16 protein-coding genes are annotated in these 18,206 nt (G+C 74.3%); 7 read left to right on the forward strand and 9 right to left on the reverse strand.

The features are described from left to right. Nucleotides 1-39: 39 nt before the first annotated feature. Entirely contained in the window at nt 40-1,104 is a 1,065-nt protein-coding gene (locus CP984_RS15975) for an ABC transporter substrate-binding protein (RefSeq protein ID WP_003984349.1), read from the forward strand. 39 nt (nt 1,105-1,143) lie between these two features. Here CP984_RS15975 and CP984_RS15980 read toward each other — a convergent pair whose 3' ends face one another. Next, the gene (locus tag CP984_RS15980; RefSeq protein ID WP_003984350.1) at nt 1,144-2,433 is read right to left on the reverse strand and encodes a hypothetical protein; all 1,290 of its coding nucleotides are present in this window, start codon (nt 2,431-2,433) and stop codon (nt 1,144-1,146) included. A 141-nt stretch (nt 2,434-2,574) separates the two neighbouring features. On the opposite strand from CP984_RS15980, the gene CP984_RS15985 reads away from it, so the two are divergent. Further along, on the forward strand, nt 2,575-5,328 hold the full coding sequence (locus CP984_RS15985) for a helicase C-terminal domain-containing protein (RefSeq protein ID WP_003984351.1): 2,754 nt from the start codon (nt 2,575-2,577) through the stop codon (nt 5,326-5,328). Between the two features lie 15 nt (nt 5,329-5,343). On the opposite strand, the gene CP984_RS15990 is transcribed toward CP984_RS15985, so the two are convergent. Beyond that, complete coding sequence (locus tag CP984_RS15990) at nt 5,344-5,973, reverse strand: TetR/AcrR family transcriptional regulator (protein ID WP_030179945.1); 630 nt, start codon at nt 5,971-5,973, stop codon at nt 5,344-5,346. Nucleotides 5,974-6,135: 162 nt separating this feature from the next. Here CP984_RS15990 and CP984_RS15995 point away from each other — a divergent pair, with 162 nt between their 5' ends. Then, nucleotides 6,136-7,779 (forward strand): DNA repair helicase XPB, encoded by a 1,644-nt coding sequence (locus CP984_RS15995; RefSeq protein ID WP_003984353.1) that lies wholly within the window; start codon nt 6,136-6,138, stop codon nt 7,777-7,779. 41 nt (nt 7,780-7,820) lie between these two features. Here the strand turns inward: CP984_RS15995 and CP984_RS16000 are convergent, their stop codons facing one another. Both CP984_RS16000 and CP984_RS16005 read right to left on the reverse strand, forming a co-directional pair. Further along, nucleotides 7,821-9,110 carry a glycosyltransferase 87 family protein gene (locus CP984_RS16000; RefSeq protein ID WP_003984354.1) on the reverse strand — a complete coding sequence of 430 codons (1,290 nt, stop codon included), beginning with the start codon at nt 9,108-9,110 and terminating at the stop codon, nt 7,821-7,823. A gap of 197 nt (nt 9,111-9,307) precedes the next feature. After that, nucleotides 9,308-9,499 carry a hypothetical protein gene (locus CP984_RS16005; RefSeq protein ID WP_030179948.1) on the reverse strand — a complete coding sequence of 64 codons (192 nt, stop codon included), beginning with the start codon at nt 9,497-9,499 and terminating at the stop codon, nt 9,308-9,310. Between the two features lie 390 nt (nt 9,500-9,889). Here CP984_RS16005 and CP984_RS16010 point away from each other — a divergent pair, with 390 nt between their 5' ends. Then, a complete protein-coding gene (locus tag CP984_RS16010; protein WP_003984356.1) occupies nt 9,890-11,947 on the forward strand; it encodes a HelD family protein in 2,058 nt (685 codons plus the stop codon). Nucleotides 11,948-12,051: 104 nt separating this feature from the next. Here the strand turns inward: CP984_RS16010 and CP984_RS16015 are convergent, their stop codons facing one another. Further along, nucleotides 12,052-12,756: a copper homeostasis protein CutC gene (locus CP984_RS16015; RefSeq protein ID WP_003984357.1), complete on the reverse strand. Its 705-nt coding sequence runs from the start codon at nt 12,754-12,756 to the stop codon at nt 12,052-12,054. Nucleotides 12,757-12,953: 197 nt separating this feature from the next. On the opposite strand from CP984_RS16015, the gene CP984_RS16020 reads away from it, so the two are divergent. Further along, nucleotides 12,954-13,685 (forward strand): HD domain-containing protein, encoded by a 732-nt coding sequence (locus CP984_RS16020; RefSeq protein WP_003984358.1) that lies wholly within the window; start codon nt 12,954-12,956, stop codon nt 13,683-13,685. On the opposite strand, the gene CP984_RS16025 is transcribed toward CP984_RS16020, so the two are convergent. Together CP984_RS16025 and CP984_RS16030 are read right to left on the reverse strand one after the other, a co-directional pair. After that, nucleotides 13,672-14,481, reverse strand: coding sequence for a cytochrome c oxidase assembly protein (locus CP984_RS16025; protein ID WP_003984359.1), 810 nt, complete (start codon nt 14,479-14,481; stop codon nt 13,672-13,674). The genes CP984_RS16020 and CP984_RS16025 overlap by 14 nt on opposite strands. Beyond that, on the reverse strand, nt 14,478-14,948 hold the full coding sequence (locus CP984_RS16030) for a DUF2243 domain-containing protein (RefSeq protein ID WP_003984360.1): 471 nt from the start codon (nt 14,946-14,948) through the stop codon (nt 14,478-14,480). Before CP984_RS16030 ends, CP984_RS16025 begins: the two co-directional genes overlap by 4 nt. 275 nt (nt 14,949-15,223) lie before the next feature. On the opposite strand from CP984_RS16030, the gene CP984_RS16035 reads away from it, so the two are divergent. After that, nucleotides 15,224-16,447 carry a Cmx/CmrA family chloramphenicol efflux MFS transporter gene (locus CP984_RS16035; protein ID WP_003984361.1) on the forward strand — a complete coding sequence of 408 codons (1,224 nt, stop codon included), beginning with the start codon at nt 15,224-15,226 and terminating at the stop codon, nt 16,445-16,447. Between the two features lie 45 nt (nt 16,448-16,492). Here the strand turns inward: CP984_RS16035 and CP984_RS16040 are convergent, their stop codons facing one another. Together CP984_RS16040 and CP984_RS16045 are read right to left on the reverse strand one after the other, a co-directional pair. Then, nucleotides 16,493-16,765 (reverse strand): DUF4031 domain-containing protein, encoded by a 273-nt coding sequence (locus tag CP984_RS16040; protein WP_003984362.1) that lies wholly within the window; start codon nt 16,763-16,765, stop codon nt 16,493-16,495. 1 nt (nt 16,766) lies between these two features. Continuing rightward, the gene (locus CP984_RS16045; protein WP_003984363.1) at nt 16,767-17,129 is read right to left on the reverse strand and encodes a hypothetical protein; all 363 of its coding nucleotides are present in this window, start codon (nt 17,127-17,129) and stop codon (nt 16,767-16,769) included. Between the two features lie 110 nt (nt 17,130-17,239). Between CP984_RS16045 and CP984_RS16050 the strand changes: the two genes are divergently transcribed. After that, nucleotides 17,240-18,187 carry a MurR/RpiR family transcriptional regulator gene (locus CP984_RS16050; RefSeq protein WP_003984364.1) on the forward strand — a complete coding sequence of 316 codons (948 nt, stop codon included), beginning with the start codon at nt 17,240-17,242 and terminating at the stop codon, nt 18,185-18,187. Nucleotides 18,188-18,206 lie beyond the last annotated feature (19 nt).

Genomic DNA, 18,206 nt, shown 5'->3' on the forward strand with positions numbered 1-18,206 from the left:
GCCTCGTACGGCCAACCCCTGCTGCCGAAAGGGTTCGTCATGCCGCTCCACGCAGTTCCCCGTACGGTTCCGTGGGCCGGGCGCCGCCGCGCCGCCCTCGCCGTGGCCACCGCCCTGGCCGCTTCCCTGACGATGGCCGCGTGCGGCTCCGGCGGCTCGTCCGGAGCGGGCGGGTCCGGTGCGTCGGCCAAGCCCGCCGACTGCCCGGCGCAGCCCGCCACGGCCTGGGCGAAGCCCGTGGCGGGCGCGGGCACGCACCGGGTGCCTACGGTGCAGGGCGAGGTGACCGTGCCGAACCGGCCGCGGCGGGTGGTCGTCCTGGACACCGCGGAACTGGACTCCGCGATCACCCTCGGGATCACGCCGGTCGGCGCCACCCGCTCCGACGTGGCCGGGGGATTCCCCGGCTATCTGCCCAAGGACAAGGTCGCGGGCATCGAGGACGTGGGAAAGATCGGCGCCCCGAACCTGGAGGCCGTCGCCGCGCTGAAACCGGACCTGATCCTGACCAGCAAGGTGCGCGACGGCAAGCGGTACGAGCAGCTGAAGGCCATCGCGCCCACGGTCATGACGGAGACCACCGGCTACCCGTGGAAGCAGAACTTCGCCACCCACGCCGACGCACTCGGCAGAATTCCGCAGGCACGGCGGACGGTCGCCGCGTACGAGGCACACGCCAGGCGGGTCACCGCGGCGCTGGGCGGGGCCGCGGCGGCGAAGCGCACCACGACGAACGTCGTCCGCTTCGTCGAGGGCGCCGACACCCGCGTCTACGGCTGCCGCAGCTATATCGGCACGGTCCTGAACGACGCCGGCACCGGCCCGACCAGCGTGGTCGAGGGAGCGCCGGACGGCCTGATGGTCGAGGTGAGCGCGGAGCAGATGAACAAGGCGGACGCGGACACGCTCTTCTACACGGCCTACGGCAGCCCGGAGAAGTCCGGGGAGAAGCAGGTCACCGGCGGGGCACTGTGGAAGAACATGCACGCGGTCAAGAGCGGCCGGGCGTTCCGCGTCGACGATGAACTGTGGATCCAGGGGATCGGGTACACGGCGGCGGACAAGATCCTGGAAGAGCTGGCGGGGAAGCTGGGGAAGTCGTAGGCGGGGCCGGGGGCCCGCCCGGCGCGGGCCCGCCGTCCGTCAGCGCGGCTGCCGCCGCATCCGCCACACCAGGAACACGGCCGAGGCGACGGCCGCGACACGGACCACCACCGGCAGCACTCCGGTCAGCTCGTGCCCCAGTTGCCCCTCGGCGATGGGATCGCCCCACCGCCCGTCGACCCGGCCCCACAGCCACACCACCAGCCCGCCGACGATCACTCCCGGCACCCCCAGCGCCGCGAACTTCGCCTCGCGGCGGGGCAGCCGCCGCGAGGTGTACGCGATCACCCAGCCTCCGGCGAGCGCGAGCCAGACCCCGGTCACCGCGCCCGCCACCAGCAGGAGCACGGCCAGCAGCAGGACCGGGCTGAGCGGGGCCCGCGCGACCGGCGCGTACTCCACCGCCTCCGGCTCCTCGGCGTACGGCTCCGGAGCGGCGCCGGACCTCCGCCACCGCGCGAGCACGCGCGGCAGCACGCCGCGCGGCGCCTCGGCCGCCTCCTCGCCGTACTCGCCGCCCGCCTCGTCGTCCTCTTCCGCCGCGTCCTCGGCGTCGTCGTCGCCGTCCCGCTCGCCCTTCTCCAGGGACAGCGGGCCGTCCGCGCGCTCGCCCGGCGGGCGCTCCCGGATCTCGGGGATCTCGATGCCGCCGACGAACCCGGGCACCGTCTCGCCGGGCCCGTACGGCCCGTACGGGTCCTCCTGCACGCGCCACCAGTCGGGCTCGGCGCTGCCGTCACCGAGTTCGTCGAAGCCCGCCAGGTGGGGCGGGGACGCGGTGGGCGGCGGCTCCGGCTCCCGGTCGCGGCCGGGGCGGCGCTTGCCGTCGCGCGGGGCGGGGATCTTTCCGGTGATACGGCCGCGCAGCCCCTCGCGCAGCCCCTCGCCGAGGGCGGAGAGGTTGGGGAGGGTGGGGCCGGTGGGCTTGGCGGGGGTGGGGTGCTGGTCGCCGGGGCTGGGTGGGGTGTGGGGGGCGTCGCCGCCATTGGTACCGGACGTACCGCCCGCACCACCCGTACCGAGCAGCCGCGCCGCGCCGCCCAATTTGTCGCGCAGGCCGGGGCGCGGCTGCGGTTCCGCCGCGCCCGACGGCCCCGGCGACGGCGGCGGTCCGCTGCCGCCCGCCGCCTCCACCACCGCCTCGGGCGTACCGAGCCGAGACAGCACGCGTCTGACGCCCGGCACCGTGTCCGGCTTCGCCGCGTCCACCTGTGCCCGCAGCTCGGCCACCAGGCGCATCCGCGCCCCGGAGGACAGCCCGCGCTGCTGGGCCAGATCACCGACCCGGCTCAGATAGTCAAAGACCAGCTGGTCGCTCTCGATCCCCACGAAATCCCCTGTGGCACAGCCCGGTTCCTCCGATGACGGTACCGCCGATCGCCCCTGCCGCGGAGGCGGCACAGCGTCGCGACCGGCGGTGGCGCGGCGCTGCACCCGACAACGTCAGCGGCCCCCGCTACCGTGTAGCGGATGAGTGAAACACCCCGCACGCTCGCCGAAGAGCTCCGCACCCGCCCGGACAGCGGGCTCGCCGACCTGCTGCGGGCCCGTCCCGACCTCCTCAACCCGGTCCCCGGCGACCTGACCCAGCTCGCCACCCGTGCCGGTACCCGCGCCTCCGTCGTGCGGGCCGTGGAGCGCCTGGACCGTTTCGCGCTGCAGACCGCCGAGGCGCTGGCGGTGGCTCCGGACCCCTGCCCGTACGAAACGCTGCTCGGCCTGATGGCGGGGGACGCCGCGGCGGGGGTTCCGGCGCCGGAGGCGGAGATTCCGGCTGCGGAAGCCGGCGTTCCGGCAGCCGACGCGCCGGATGCGGACGCCGGCCTGCCCCCCGGCACCCGCTCCGCCATCGCCGCCGAGCTTCCCCGTGCCGTATCGACCCTGCGCGGACAGGCGCTGGTCTGGGGCGGTGACGACCGGCTGCGCCTGGTCCGCACGGCCCGCGAACTGCTCGCGCCCGGACCCGCGCACCCCTCCCCCACCGGCCTCGGGCCGACCGTCGCCGAGGCCACGTCCGGTATGTCGCCCGGCCGCCTCCAGGAAATCCTGGCCGCCGCCGGGCTGCCCACGACCCACGACCCGGTGACCGCCGTCGCCGCCCTGACCTCGCTGTTCGAGGACCGTACGCGGATGGCCGCGCTGCTCGCCGAAGCCCCCCGGGAGGCGCACAGCGTCCTGGACCGGCTGGTCTGGGGCCCGCCCTACGGCGCCGTCACCGACCGGCCCGCCGCGCACCTGCAATGGCTGCTCGACCGGGGCGTGCTGCTGCCCGCCGGGCCGCGCAACGTCGTCCTCCCCCGCGAGGCCGCCCTGCACCTGCGCGCCGGGCGCGCGCACCGCATCCCCGAGCCGCTGCCGCCCGCCCTCGCGCCCGCCACCGAACGTGATCCACAGGTTGTGGACAGCGCCGCGGCGGGCCAGGCGTTCACGGCCCTGGCCACCGTCGAGGAGCTGCTCAAGGAGTGGGACCTCGGCGGGCCGGGGGTGCTGCGCGCGGGCGGGCTGAGCGTACGGGACCTCAAGCGGACCGCCGCCGCCCTGGACTGCACCGAACAGGTCGCCGCGTTCTGGCTCGAACTCGCCTACGCCGCCGGGCTGGTGGCGTCCGACGGCGAGGCCGACGAGCGGTACGCCCCCACGCCCGCCGCCGAGGACTGGCGGCAGCTGCCCGCCGAGGAGCGCTGGGCGCGGCTGGCCACGGCCTGGCTCGCGGCGACCCGTACGGCCGGGCTGGTCGGCACCGCCGATCCCAAGGGCCGCACCCTGTCCGCGCTCGGCCCGAACCTCGACCGATCCCCGGCCCCCGAGGTGCGCCGCCGGACGCTCACGCTGCTCGCGTCCCTGGCCCCCGGCACCTCCGTACCGGCCGACGCCGTCCTGGACCGGCTGCGCTGGGAACGCCCGCTGCGCGGGGCAGGAGCCGCTGCCGGGGAACCGGGCGGCGCGCAGAACAGCAGCCCGCAGGCAGGCCCCCGCCGCCCGGCCACCACTACCTCCCCCTCCGACACCAACGCGGCCCGCAACGCGAGCGCGGCGGGCAACGCGGGCACCACCGGCGCCCCGGCCACCGACGACCTGCGCTCCCGCCTCGCCCGCTGGACCCTCGCCGAGGCCGAACTCCTCGGCATCACCGGCCGCGGCGCCCTGGCCAACCACGCCCGCGCCCTCCTGGGCACCGAATCCGCAGCCCCGGCAGGCTCCAAGACCAAGAACACCAAGCCCGCGAACACCAAGCCCGCCGAAGCAGCCGACCCCGCGGCCGTGCAGGCTCAGCGAGCCGCCCGGGCCGCCGCCCTCCTCGCCCCGCTCCTCCCCGAACCCCTCGACCACGTCCTCCTCCAGGCCGACCTCACCGCCGTGGCCCCCGGCCCGCTGGAGCGCCCGCTCGCCGACGCGCTCGGCGTCCTCGCCGACGTCGAGTCCAAGGGCGGCGCCACGGTCTACCGCTTCACCCCCGCCTCCGTACGACGCGCCCTGGACGCCGGCCGGTCCGCCGCCGAGCTGCAGACCTTCCTCGCCACCCACTCCCGCACCCCGGTGCCGCAGCCGCTCGCCTACCTCATCGACGATGTGGCGCGGCGCCACGGCCGGCTCCGCGTCGGCGCGGCCTCGGCGTACGTACGCTGCGACGACGACGCGCTGCTCACCGAGATCCTCGCCGACCGCCGGGCCGTCGCCCTGCGCCTGCGCCGGCTCGCACCGACCGTGCTGGCCTCGGCCGTCCCGCCCGACCAGCTCCTGGAAGTCCTGCGCGCGATGGGCTACGCCCCCGCCGCCGAATCCGCCGAGGGCGACGTCCTGATCGCCCGCCCGGACGCCTACCGCACCCCGCCGCGCACCGCGCCCACCCCGGTCCCCGACGGCCCGCCCGCGCCCGCCGGCACCCTCCTGGAAGCGGCGGTCCGCGCCATCCGCGCCGGCGACCTGGCCGCCACCGCCGAACGCAAGCCGGTACGCGCCCCCGCCGCCCCGGCCCCCGGCGGCCTCCCCCGCACCACCTCGGCCGAGACCCTGGCCACCATGCAGGCCGCCGTCCTGACCAACGCCACCCTGTGGATCGGCTACGTCAACGCCGACGGCGCCGCCAGCCAGCGCGTGATCGCCCCGGTCCGCGTCGAGGGCGGCTTCGTCACCGCCTACGACCACACCGCCGACGAGGTCCGCACGTTCCCCCTGCACCGCATCACGGGCGTCGCGGAACTGGCCGACGAGACCGCGTCCTGAGCCGCCCGGGCCCGCTCACCCGGCAGCCGGTCCGCCCTTGGCGCCGTACCGCAACCCGTCCACCAGCAGCGCCACCATCCGCCGCGTATGGCCGCTGTCGTCCTCCTGCGCGGGCAGGGTCAGATTGCGCGTGGCGGTCAGCAGATCCTCGGGATCGACGTCGGACCGGATCTCCCCGGCGCGCACCGCGGCGTCGATGAGCGCGCCGAGAACCGGCATGAACCGCTGGTCGAAGTACGCGGGCAGGGTGTCGTAGGCCGGGTCCCCGGAGTGCAGAGCGGCGCTGAGCCCGCGCTTGGTGGCGATGAAGGCCGTGAACCGCTGAAGCCACCGGCAAAGCGCTTCGGCTGGCCCGTACTGCGCCGCGAGGTCGGAGGCGGCGTCGGCACAGGCGTCCACCTCATGCCGGAAAACCGCCGCAATAAGATCCGCCCGCTGCGGAAAGTGCCGGTAGAGCGTCCCGGCCCCCACCCCCGCCCGCGCGGTGATCTGCCGCACGGGCGCGTCCACCCCCGAGGCCGCGAAAACCTCCCCGGCCGCGGTGATCAACGCATCAAGATTCCGCCGCACATCAGCACGCACGCGCTTGGGACCGCCCCCACCGGCCGCATCCGCACCGGCTTCGCGGCTCGTGTTGTCGCTCACGGGGTCCCCTCTTGCTGGAACGGGCAGGGGCCATCGTACGAGGAGACGCACCCCGGCCTGCCGCGCCGATGCGGCACACTGGACGTTTGGCCGTACGGACGGCCGGGTGCCGGGGCCGCGGAGGCGGGCGGCCCGGCGCAGGTGACGCGAAAGGCGAGGCGCGTGAACGGACCTCTCATCGTCCAGAGCGACAAAACGCTGCTGCTGGAAGTCGACCACGAGCAGGCGGAGGCGTGCCGGCGGGCCATCGCGCCGTTTGCCGAGCTGGAGCGGGCGCCCGAGCACATGCACACGTACCGGGTGACGCCGCTCGGGCTGTGGAACGCGCGGGCCGCCGGGCATGACGCCGAGCAGGTCGTGGACGCGCTGGTGCAGTTCTCGCGGTATCCGGTGCCGCACGCGCTGCTGGTGGACATCGCCGAGACGATGTCGCGGTACGGGCGGCTGACGCTGAGCAAGCACCCGGCGCACGGGCTGGTGCTGACCACCACCGACCGGCCGGTGCTGGAGGAGGTGCTGCGGTCGAAGAAGGTGCAGCCGCTGGTGGGGGCGCGGCTGGATCCGGACACGGTGGTGGTGCATCCGTCCGAGCGGGGGCAGATCAAGCAGACGCTGCTCAAGCTGGGCTGGCCGGCGGAGGACCTGGCCGGGTATGTGGACGGTGAGGCGCATCCGATCGAGCTGGACGAGTCGGGGTGGGCGCTGCGGCCGTACCAGCAGCAGGCCGTCGAGGGGTTCTGGCACGGCGGGTCGGGTGTTGTCGTGCTGCCCTGTGGTGCGGGGAAGACGCTGGTGGGGGCCGGGGCGATGGCGCGGGCCAAGGCGACCACGCTGATCCTGGTGACCAACACCGTCTCGGCCCGGCAGTGGAAGCACGAGCTGGTGAAGCGGACCTCGCTGACCGAGGACGAGGTGGGCGAGTACAGCGGTACGAAGAAGGAGATCCGGCCGGTCACCATCGCCACGTACCAGGTGCTGACGACCAAGCGGAAGGGCGTCTATCCGCACCTGGAGCTGTTCGATTCGCGGGACTGGGGGCTGATCGTCTACGACGAGGTGCATCTGCTGCCCGCGCCGGTCTTCAAGTTCACGGCCGATCTCCAGGCGCGGCGGCGGCTGGGGCTGACCGCGACCCTCGTACGGGAGGACGGGCGCGAGTCGGACGTCTTCTCGCTGATCGGGCCGAAGCGTTTCGACGCGCCGTGGAAGGAGATCGAGGCGCAGGGGTACATCGCACCGGCGGACTGTGTCGAGGTGCGGGTCAACCTGACGGACTCGGAGCGGCTGGCGTACGCGACGGCCGAGCCCGAGGAGAAGTACCGGTACTGCGCGACGACGGCCAGCAAGCAGAGCGTGACCGAGGCGCTGGTGCGGCGGCACAAGGGCGAGCAGACGCTGGTCATCGGGCAGTACATCGACCAGCTCGACGAGCTGGGCGAGCATCTGGGTGCCCCGGTGATCAAGGGCGAGACGACCAACGCGCAGCGCGAGAAGCTCTTCGACGCGTTCCGGGAGGGCGAGATCTCCGTGCTGGTCGTCTCCAAGGTCGCGAACTTCTCGATCGACCTGCCGGAGGCGACGGTCGCGATCCAGGTGTCGGGCACGTTCGGGTCCCGGCAGGAGGAGGCGCAGCGGCTGGGGCGGGTGCTGCGGCCCAAGGCGGACGGGCACGAGGCGCGGTTCTACTCGGTCGTCGCCCGCGACACCGTCGACCAGGACTTCGCGGCGCACCGGCAGCGCTTCCTGGCGGAGCAGGGGTACGCGTACCGGATCGTGGACGCGACGGAGCTGCTGGCGGAGGGCTGAGGGGGCGCGTGACCGGCCGGTCCCGGCCGGGCGGTTGCGCGTCAGCGTTCGGGGATGCGGGTGCTCAGTTCGCGGGCCGGGCGGGAGGCGCGCGGCAGCGGGAAGGGGCGGCGGGCCGGACCGGCGGGCGGTCCGGCCGGGGTACGGCGGCTCCACCAGGCGACCGCCGCCAGCAGCGCCAGCCCCAGCAGCGGGTACGGGGCCGCGAGCGGCTGCTGCCACCAGGGCAGTTTCAGGTCGAGGTCGCCCTGGTGCGGCACCACCCACATCGTGCGGGCCGTGAAGGCGACCGCAACGGCCGCGAGCAGGACGCGGCGCCACCGTACGCCGCGGGTGTGCGCCCCGAGGGCGACCAGCAGCGGCACGCACCACACCCAGTGGTGGGACCAGCTGATCGGCGAGACGAGCAGCGCCGTCACGGCGGTGCACAGCACACCCCAGGAGTCCAGGCCGCGCCGCAGGTACACCTGGCGGGCGACGAGGAGGCCGGCCATGCCGGCCGCCAGTGCCAGGGCCGCCCACAGCAGGCCCGGCTCGGGGGTGTGCAGGACCCGGGTCAGCAGGCCCTGGAGGGACTGGTTGTCGACGATCCACGCCTTGCCGACCCGGCCGGTCTCGAACATCCGCCGCGTCCAGAACTCCACGCTCGCGTCCGGCAGCACCAGCAGTCCGAGCAGGACGGAGACCGCGAACCCGGCCAGGGCGGTGCAGGCGGCGCGCACCCGGCCGGTGATCAGCAGGTAGACGGCGAAGACCGCGGGGGTGAGCTTGACGCCGGTCGCGATGCCGATGGCGAAGCCCTTGAGGCGGGCGCCGTCCGGGCGGGCCAGGTCCCACAGGACGAGGCAGGTGAGGGCGAGGTTGATCTGCCCGAACACGAGGGTCTGGAAGACCGGTTCGAGCCAGATGGCGAGCGCGGTCGCGGCGAGCACGGCCGGCAGGGTCCGCGCGGCGCTCAGCCGGGCCGTGCCCCTGGGGTCGGTGGTGCCGGTGGTGTACGCGGCCTTGTACGACAGGTGCAGCAGCACCGGGATGAGGGCGACGTTGACGAGGACGGAGGCGACCTTGAGGGCGCCGAGCGGGAGCCAGGTCGTCGGGATGAACAGCAGGGCGGCGAAGGGCGGGTAGGTGGCGGGCAGCTTCCACTCGGTGACGGTGAAGCCGTACAGATCGCCGCCGCTCGCCGCGGCCTCACCTTCGGCGCGGTAGACCGCTATGTCGGACATCGACAGCGGGACCAGCCGGAACACGACGGCCAGCGCGCTCGCGGAGACCACCAGCAGCAGTACGGCGGCGAGCGTCTTCCTGTCGGGGCGCGTGATGTGGCGCACCCACGGCCGCCTGTGCGGTACCGATCGCGTCCCCTCGGCGGCAGACACTTGTTTGGCCCCTCCTCGTCGCCGAACGCACGCTGTCTGCGGTGACGCTAGTCGATCGAGACCGACTGTTTGTAACGGTTTCCGGTCATCCGGTTGCTGAACGGGTTCGAACGAGGGTCGGAATGGCGGGCGGGACGGCGGACGGCGGATCAGTCGTCGGCGTACTCCCCGAGGAGGACGACGCTGACCGCGGCGGCGGCGAAGACCTTCACCGCGCGGAAGACGTTGCCGGCTATGTGACGTTCGTGGGAGCGCGGCGCGCGGTCGGCGGTGTCCTGGCCGAGGGCGGTGGCGCCGTGGGTCGGGTGCAGGGTGCCTGGGGTGATGGTTGCGCTGCTCATGTCCTCCATCATGGTTTTCCCGGTGGCCCGGCACATCGGCCCACGGGCCCATCCCTGCCCGGCCTTTGGTCAGTCCGTGGTGCCATGCCGTCCCCTACGGGAGATGGAGGCCGCCGGGCCGAAAGATCAGGGGCGGGGGGTGGAACGGTCAGGGGCGGCAGCGCGTACGCCGTCCGCCCCGTCCCCCGGCAGGACGTCCACCGCTCGAAATTCGTTGGCGCCCCGGAAAGCTGCTGGCTACAATCGCCGGTCTTCCCGCCTCCCTCAGCGGAGCGCCACCGGCCGCACGGAAACCGGCCGGCTTCCCGTGCCACGCAGCCGCATACGTCACCCCAGGGCTACGTCCGCCAGTCAGGCCCGTACGTAGCCGGACCCGCCGGAGGCAACACCGTGCCCACGCACGCCCACGACCAGCACAACCCCCTGGAGCGCGAGCGCGCCCACCTCGCCGCGTCCCGGGAGGCGCTGCGCGCCATGCGCCGGGACGCCGAGGCGCTCAACATCGCCGACGTCACCGCGAACTGGGTCAACGCCGAAGTTCTCCAGGGCGAGGTGGAGGCCCGCATCAAGGCGCTCGCCGACCTGGCCGGCACCCCGCTCTTCTTCGGCCGCCTCGACTATCTGCACGCGCCGGGCACGGACCTGGCCGAGGGCGCGGCGGGCGAGAACTTCTACATCGGCCGCCGGCACGTCCACGACGCCGACGGCGACCCGATGGTCATCGACTGGCGCGCGCCGGTCTCCCAGCCGTTCTACCGGGCCTCCAAGAAGGACCCGATGGACCTCAGGCTGCGCCGCCGCTTCGGTTACACGGGCGGGCAGCTGACCGCGTACGAGGACGAGCACCTGACCGACCCGGCGGAGGACGAGCAGCACAGCAAGCTGCTCCAGGCCGAGATCGAACGGCCGCGGGTGGGCCCGATGCGCGACATCGTCGCGACGATCCAGCCGGAGCAGGACGAGATCGTGCGCGCCGGGATCGGCGGCACGGTGTGCGTGCAGGGGGCGCCGGGCACCGGCAAGACCGCGGTGGGCCTGCACCGCGTCGCGTACCTGCTGTACGCGCACCGCGAGCGCCTCGCCCGCTCCGGCACCCTCGTCATCGGCCCGAACCGCTCGTTCCTGCACTACATCGAGCAGGTGCTGCCCGCGCTGGGCGAGCTGGAGGTCAGGCAGGCCACGGTCGACGACCTGGTGGCGCACGTCGAGGTACGGGGCGCGGACGACGCCGCCGCGGCGACGGTCAAGGGCGACGCGCGGCTCGCGGAGGTGCTGCGGCGGGCGGTGTGGTCGCACGTGCGCAAGCCGGAAGAGGCGTGTGTGGTGGTGCGCGGTTCGCGGCGCTGGCGGGTGCCCGCGTACGAGATCGAGGAGATCGTCGACGAGCTGCTGCGCCGCGACATCCGGTACGGCGCGGCCCGGGAGGCCCTGCCGCAGCGGATCGCGCACGCGGTGCTCGTACGGATGGAGCAGGCCGGCGAGGCGCCGGACGACCGGGTGCAGGACGCGGTGGCGCGCAACGCGGCGGTCAAGGCCGTGGTCAAGGAGGTCTGGCCGCCGGTGGACCCGGCCAAGCTGGTGCTGCGGCTGCTGGGCGACGCGGAGTTCCTGGCGGAGCAGGCGGAGGGCATCCTGACGCCGGAGGAGCAGAAGACGATCCTGTGGGCGAAACCGGCCCGCAGTGTGAAGAGCGCCAAGTGGTCGGCGGCGGACGCGGTGCTGATCGACGAGGCGGCGGACCTCGTTTCCCGTACGCATTCGCTGGGCCACGTGGTGCTGGACGAGGCGCAGGACCTGTCACCGATGCAGTACCGGGCGGTGGGCCGGCGCTGTTCGACCGGTTCGGCGACGATCCTGGGCGACATCGCGCAGGGCACCACGCCGTGGTCCACCGACACGTGGGAGGAGGCGCTGGCCCACCTGGGCAAGCCGGGCGCCGCCATCGAGGAGCTGACGCTGGGCTTCCGGGTGCCGCGCGAGGTGATCGCGTACGCCTCGCGGCTGCTGCCCGCGATCGCCCCCGACCTGGCCGAGGCCACCTCCATCCGCGACGCGGCGGGCGACTTCGCGATCCGGCGGGTGCCGGCGGCGGAGCTGGACGCGGCGGTCATCGCCGCCTGCCGGGAGGCACTGGCCAAGGAAGGATCGATCGGCCTGATCGCGGCCGACGCCCGGCTGCCCGCGCTGCGCGCGGCGCTGGACGCGGCGGGCCTGGCCGTCCTGTCCCCGGGCGAGGAGACCTCGGCGGAGGCGCGGCTGACCCTGGTCCCCGCCACCCTCGCCAAGGGCCTCGAATACGACTACGTCGTGCTCGACGAGCCCGCCGCGATCGTCGACGGCGAGCCGGACGAGCGCACCGGCCTGCGCCGCCTGTACGTCTGTCTGACCCGGCCGGTGTCCGGGCTGACGGTGGTGCACGCGGCCGGTCTGCCGGAGCGGCTCGGGTGAGCCTGCGGGCCCGTACCGGATGCGGTACGGGCCCGTGCCGTAAGCCGTAGAGGCACGCCGTAGGGGCACGTCCCGTATGCCGTACGGGCCCGCCCCGCGCTCCGTTAAACCGGCACGCCCTCCAGCGCCCCCCGCCACTCCGCCACCGCGGCCGGGTCCACCGGGGCCTCCCAGCCGGACGGGCGGGCCGCGCCGCCGATGTGGAAGGCGTCCACGCCGGCCGCCTGGAGTTCCGGGAGGTGGGCGAGGACCAGGCCGCCGCCGACCAGGAGCCGCGGCTCGTAGCCGGGCTCGCCGTCCGCCGTACGGGCCCGCTCGGCCAGCAGGGTGGGCAGGCCGTCGGCGACGCCCGCCGGCGAGCCCGCCGTCAGGTACGTGTCCAGGCCGGGCAGCCCGGCCAGTTCCTTGCGCAGCGCGGCGCGGTCGGCGGCCCGGTCGATGGCCCGGTGGAACGTCCACCGGCAGCCCTCGACGGCCCCGGCCAGCGCGCGGACGGCCGCCAGGTCGGGCCGCCCGTCCGCGTCGAGGAAGCCGAAGACGAACTCCTCCGCGCCCTCGGCCCGCAGCGCGGCGGCCGACGCGCACAGCGCGTCCACCTCACCGGCCGCGAATCCGTCGGCGGCGCGCAGCATCACCCGCACCGGGATGCCGACGGCCGCCCGGACCGCCGCGAAGGTGCGCGGCGTGGGGGTGAGACCGTCGGCGGCCATGTCGCTGACGAGTTCGAGGCGGTCGGCGCCGCCGGCCTCGGCGGCCACCGCGTCCGCGGCGTCGAGCGCGATCACCTCCAGGAGTGCGCGCTTGGTCATGGGTCCCCATTCCTTCGACGTGACGACTTCACGTGACGACTGCAGCAGGACGAGACGGGATGCCGACACGGACAGCGAGAGGACGACAGGTCTAGTCCAATATCCAGAGTACGGGCCGACCCGCCCCCGTGGTCCACAACGCCCCGGTACTCGACCTGAAACTCCCTCTTGACCGCCGCGCGGGCACAATGGCCCGTATGGCTCGCACGACACCTCCGTCCGGCTCGGCGCACACCCACTTCGGTGGCGGCGCCGACCCGTTCCCGGACCTCCACCACCGCTGGGCCACCGCCGTCGCCGGTGCCCGGGACGGCCGCGGCTCCACCGGCCCCGACCCCGCCCCGTACGCGGACAACCTGCTCTCCCGCTGGTCGGAGCCGCAGCGCCGCTACCACACCACCGCTCATCTGATCGCCGTCCTGGACCGCGTCGACGAGCTGGCGGTCCACGCGACGGACCTGGACGCCGGGGTGCCCGTGGACTGGGACGTCGTCCGGCTGGCCGTGTGGTTCCACGACGCCGTCTACCGGCCCGAGCGCTCCGAGAACGAGGAGCGCAGCGCGGCGCTCGCCGAGCGCGCCCTGCCGGAGCTGGGCATCGACGACGCCTGCACCGCCGAGGTCGCCCGGCTGGTCCGCCTCACCACGGGCCACGATCCGGCGCCGGACGACCACAACGGCGCGGCCCTGTGCGACGCGGATCTGGCGGTTCTGGCGAGCCCGCCCGAGCAGTACGCGGCCTATGCCGCCGCCGTCCGCGAGGAGTACGTATTCGTTCCGGACCGGGAGTTCCGCGCCGGGCGCGCGGACATCCTGCGCCGGCTGCTGGACATGGAGAACCTCTTCCATACGCCGTACGGCAAGCAGCAGTGGGAGCGGGTGGCGCGGCGCAACCTGACCACCGAACTGGAACTGCTCACCGTCGGGTAGCGGCGGCCGGGGCGCCGCCGGGCCCCGGGCGCCCCGCGCGGCGCAGGGCGCGGCCCTCGGACCGGTACCACTGCAATGCCACGACGGCCGCCAGCGCCAGCTCGACCGCGTCGCCGCCGTAGTACATCACCTGGGACGCCAGGTGCAGGTCGGCGGTGCCGAAGGACATGCCGGGCGGGCCCGCCGCGTACAGGGACTTGGCGAGGACGGCGTGGGCCGTACCCCCGATCAGCAGGACGGCGGCCCGCAGGCCGTATCCGGGGCGGTGGCGTATCGGGTCCAGGGCCAGCACCCCGAAGGAGAACAGGACGCCCGCGAGCAGGATGTGGACGTGCACGAGCGTGTTCAGCCAGGGGCTGTGGTGGCTGACGGACAGCAACGGGGTGCGGTAGAGCAGCCACAGCCCGCCGAAGTCGAGCAGGGCGGCCACCGGCGGCAGCGCCGGGGCCGTCGCCCAGCGCGAGCGGGTCAGCGCCACCAGACCGCGGCGCAGCGGTACGGGCGCGGTGCGCAGGAGCAGCGTCAGCGGGCGGCCGAGCACCAGGAGCAGCGGGGCGAGCATGCCCACGCACAGGTGCGTGAGCATGTGCGCGGTGAACGGCGGCGCGGCGCCCCAGGGCTCGGCGACGCCCGCCACCAGCACCGCGCCGCCCGCGCAGAACAGCGCGTCGCGCCCGTACGGCCAGGCGTCGCCGCGGGCCCGCAGCCGGGCCGCGGCGGCCAGGTAGGCGAGGCAGCCGAGGACGGTGGCGGTGGTGACGGCCGCGGTGAACGGCGCGGGCAGGGCGGACGTCATCGGGTACGGGTCGGGGTGCGCGGTTCCGTACGCGGGGCGGCGGGTCGTGGCGTACGGGAGGCGCGCACGAGCAGCAGCGCGCCGGTCACCAGGAGGAGTACGGCGATTCCGTTCCACGTCCAGTCGTAGGGCGCCAGATCCACGCCGTACCGGATCTGGTGGATGCCCAGGCCCTTGTGCTGGAACGTGCCGTCGTAGAGCTGGAAGCCGCCCAGCCCCAGGAACAGCCCGCCCCACCACTTCCGTGGCACCAGCGTCCCGCGGCGCCGCACGTCCGCGTACAGGACCAGGCCCGCCACCATCGCGAGCCAGCTGCCCGCGTGGAACAGCCCGTCGGAGACCAGGCCGACGTCGGTGGTGGACTTGTCGTAGAAGTGATGCCAGTGCAGCAGCTGGTGGAACACCGTCTCGTCGATGAACGCAGCCGTGCCGATCCCCGTGAGTACGCCACTGAGCACCGACCGCATGAGACCTCCTCGCGTTGTGGGCCGGGCGGAGCCGCCGAGGTACCCCCGGCCCGGAAGGCGAAACTCCGGGGCGATACGACCCGGCCACCGGTACGGAACCGAGCGGTACCGGGTGGGGACGGCGCAGTCCCGGTACGGAACCGGCCGGTACCGTCGCGGGGTTTACAGAGCGGCCGGGAATGTCAGGCGCGTCGGCACTGTTCGTGCGTGACATGCCAGACCATCCCGCTCCCACTCCCGCCCCTGCTTCCCCACCCGCCCCTGCCCGCACCCGTATGCCCCTGGCGGTCTACGTCCTCGGCCTGTCCGTCTTCGCCCTCGGAACCAGCGAATTCATGCTGTCGGGCATCCTCCAGCCGCTGGCCCGCGACATGGGGGTGTCCATCCCGCAGGCCGGTCTGCTGGTCTCCGCCTTCGCGATCGGCATGGTCGTCGGCGCGCCGGTGCTCGCCGGAGCCACCCTCCAACTGCCGCGCCGCACCACGCTGATCGGGCTGCTCACGGTCTTCGGACTCGGACAGGTGGCGGGCGCGGTGGCGCCGTCGTACGGCGTGCTGTTCGTCTCGCGCGTGGTGAGCGCGCTGGCCTGCGCCGGGTTCTGGGCGGTCGGCGCGGCCGTCGCGGTGTCGCTGGTGCCGGTCACGGCGCGGGCCCGGGCGATGGCCGTGATGGTCGGCGGGCTGAGCATCGCCAACATCGCGGGCGTCCCGGCGGGCGCGCTGCTCGGCCAGCACGCGGGCTGGCGGTCGGCGTTCTGGGCCGTGGCGGTCCTTTCGGCGATCGGCCTGATCGGCGTGATCGCGCTGGTGCCCCGTACGGCCGTGCCGACCGGTGACGAGCGCCCCGCGCTCCGCCGCGAACTGAGCATCTACCGGGACAAGCAGGTCTGGCTGGCCCTGATCGGCACCGCGCTGAACGGCGCCGCGGTCTTCGCGCTGTTCTCCTACCTGGCGCCGCTGCTGACCGACACCGCCGGGCTCTCCGAGGGCAGCGTGCCGACCGTGCTGGCGCTGTTCGGCGTGGGCGCGCTGATCGGTACGTTCGTCGGCGGGCGCATCGCGGACGCGCACCCGTTCGGGACGATCCTCGGGGGCATCGGCGCCTCGGCGACCGTGCTGACGCTGCTCGCGCTGACCGCGCACAGCCCCGTCGCCGCCGTCACGCTCTCGCTGCTGCTCGGCGTGACCGCGTTCACCACCGCGCCGGCCCTGAACGCCCGGATGTTCAACGTGGCGCACGCCGCGCCGACGCTGGCCGGGGCGACCACCACGTCCGCCTTCAACATGGGCAACACGGTCGGGCCGTGGCTCGGCGGGCTCGTCATCGGCGCGGGCTGGGGCTACCCGGCGGTCGCGTGGACGGGCGCGCTGCTCGCGGCGCTGGGCGTCGTCACCACGGTCGTGGCCCTGCGGCTGCACCGCGCGCGGAGCGCTTCCCGCGTGGTGGCCTCCTCGCAGGACGCGCGGCGCGCACCGGTCGAGGCGTCGGACCGGGTCTGACTCCCAGGGGCCTCCCCCGAGCGGGCCCCTGGGGCAGGCCCCGCCCTACCGGCTCGCCTCCCGGCTCTTCGGCCTGCGCAGACCCGCCGCCCGAAGCCGGTGGACCAGCTCCTTGCTGCCGATCTCCGCGGCACCCGCACGCACCGCATCGCCGTACCGCTCCGCCGGTATGTCGTAGTGATCACGGTCGAACGCCTTACGGGGGCAGCCGAGACGCTCCGCGAACGCGTGCAGCTCCTCGAACGAGGCGTCGCTGACCAGGTGGGACCACAGGCGGCCGTGGCCCGGCCAGGTCGGCGGGTCGATGTAGAGCGCCATGTCAGCCTCCCGGGGTGGCGCCCAGCGAGCCGACCGGCGCCACCGACACGGCCGTCTTGGGGCAGACCCAGTGCGGGTCGGGGCCCAGCTCGGGTTCCACGTCCAGTGCGTGGGGGTCGCCGCCGTGCAGGCACACCGGGCACAGGGGCCAGCGGCCGTACCGCTCCAACAGGGCGTCCTGGACGTCCTGCGCTACCAGTCCGGCCACATACGCGGCGCCCTCGGGCCACTGCTCGACCCACCATCGGCGGTGCGTCACGGAGTCCTCGACGAGCGAGACGATCTCCGCGTCGGCGACCTCGCCCGCCACCAGGTCCGCGAGGACCAGGGCACGGGCCGCGTGCAGTGCCTGTTCGAGCTCCATGCGCCCATTGTCTCCCGCACCACCGACAACCGCTCCGGCGTCACCGGTCACGGGCGCCGCGGTGTCCACAGGGTATTGACGCGGACCGGGGGTGAAATTACTTTTCAGGCGTGAGCCCCGACCTGAAGGAAACTTTCAAGGACTCCGGCGCCGCGGTCCGGCCCGCCCCGAGCCCGCCCGCCCCCGCGGCCCTGGCCGCCAAGGTGCGGACGCTCGCGCCGTCCATGACCCGCTCCATGCAGCGGGTCGCGGAAGCCGTCGCGCACGACCCGGCCGGCTGCGCCGCGCTCACCGTCACCGGCCTGGCGGCGCGTACGGGCACCAGCGAAGCCACCGTCGTACGCACCTCGCGCCTGCTCGGCTACCCCGGCTACCGCGACCTGCGGCTCGCGCTCGCCGCCCTCGCCGCCCAGCAGGCCACCGGCCGCGCCCCCGCCGTCACCGCCGACATAGCGGTCGACGACGCGCTCCCGGACGTGGTCGCCAAGCTGGCCCAGGAGGAGCAGCAGTGCCTGGCCGACACCGCCGCCGGGCTGGACCTGACGCAGCTGGAGGCGGCGGTCGGCGCCCTGGCCGCCGCCCGGCGCATCGATGTGTACGGCATAGGCGCCTCCAACCTCGTCGGCCAGGACCTGGTCCAGAAGCTGCTGCGGATCGGCCTGATCGCGCACGCCCACTCCGACCCGCATCTCGCCGTGACGAACGCGGTCCAGATGCGCGCCGGTGACGTGGCCATCGCGATCACCCACTCCGGGCGCACGACCGACGTCATAGAGCCGCTGCGGGTGGCCTTCGACCACGGCGCGACGACCATCGCGATCACCGGCCGCCCGGACGGCGACATCGCCTCGTACGCCGACCACATCCTCACCACGTCCACCGCCCGCGAGAGTGAACTGCGCCCGGCCGCCATGTCCTCCCGTACGAGCCAACTGCTGGTCGTGGACTGCCTGTTCGTCGGCGTGGCACAGCGTACGTACGAAACCGCCGCGCCCGCCCTGTCCGCCTCCTACGAAGCGCTCGCCCACCGGCACTCGCCCCGCTCCCCCGCCCGCTGACCACGCGTACGCCCCGCCG

It is taken from the genome of Streptomyces rimosus (genome assembly GCF_008704655.1).
Lineage (GTDB): Bacteria > Actinomycetota > Actinomycetes > Streptomycetales > Streptomycetaceae > Streptomyces > Streptomyces rimosus.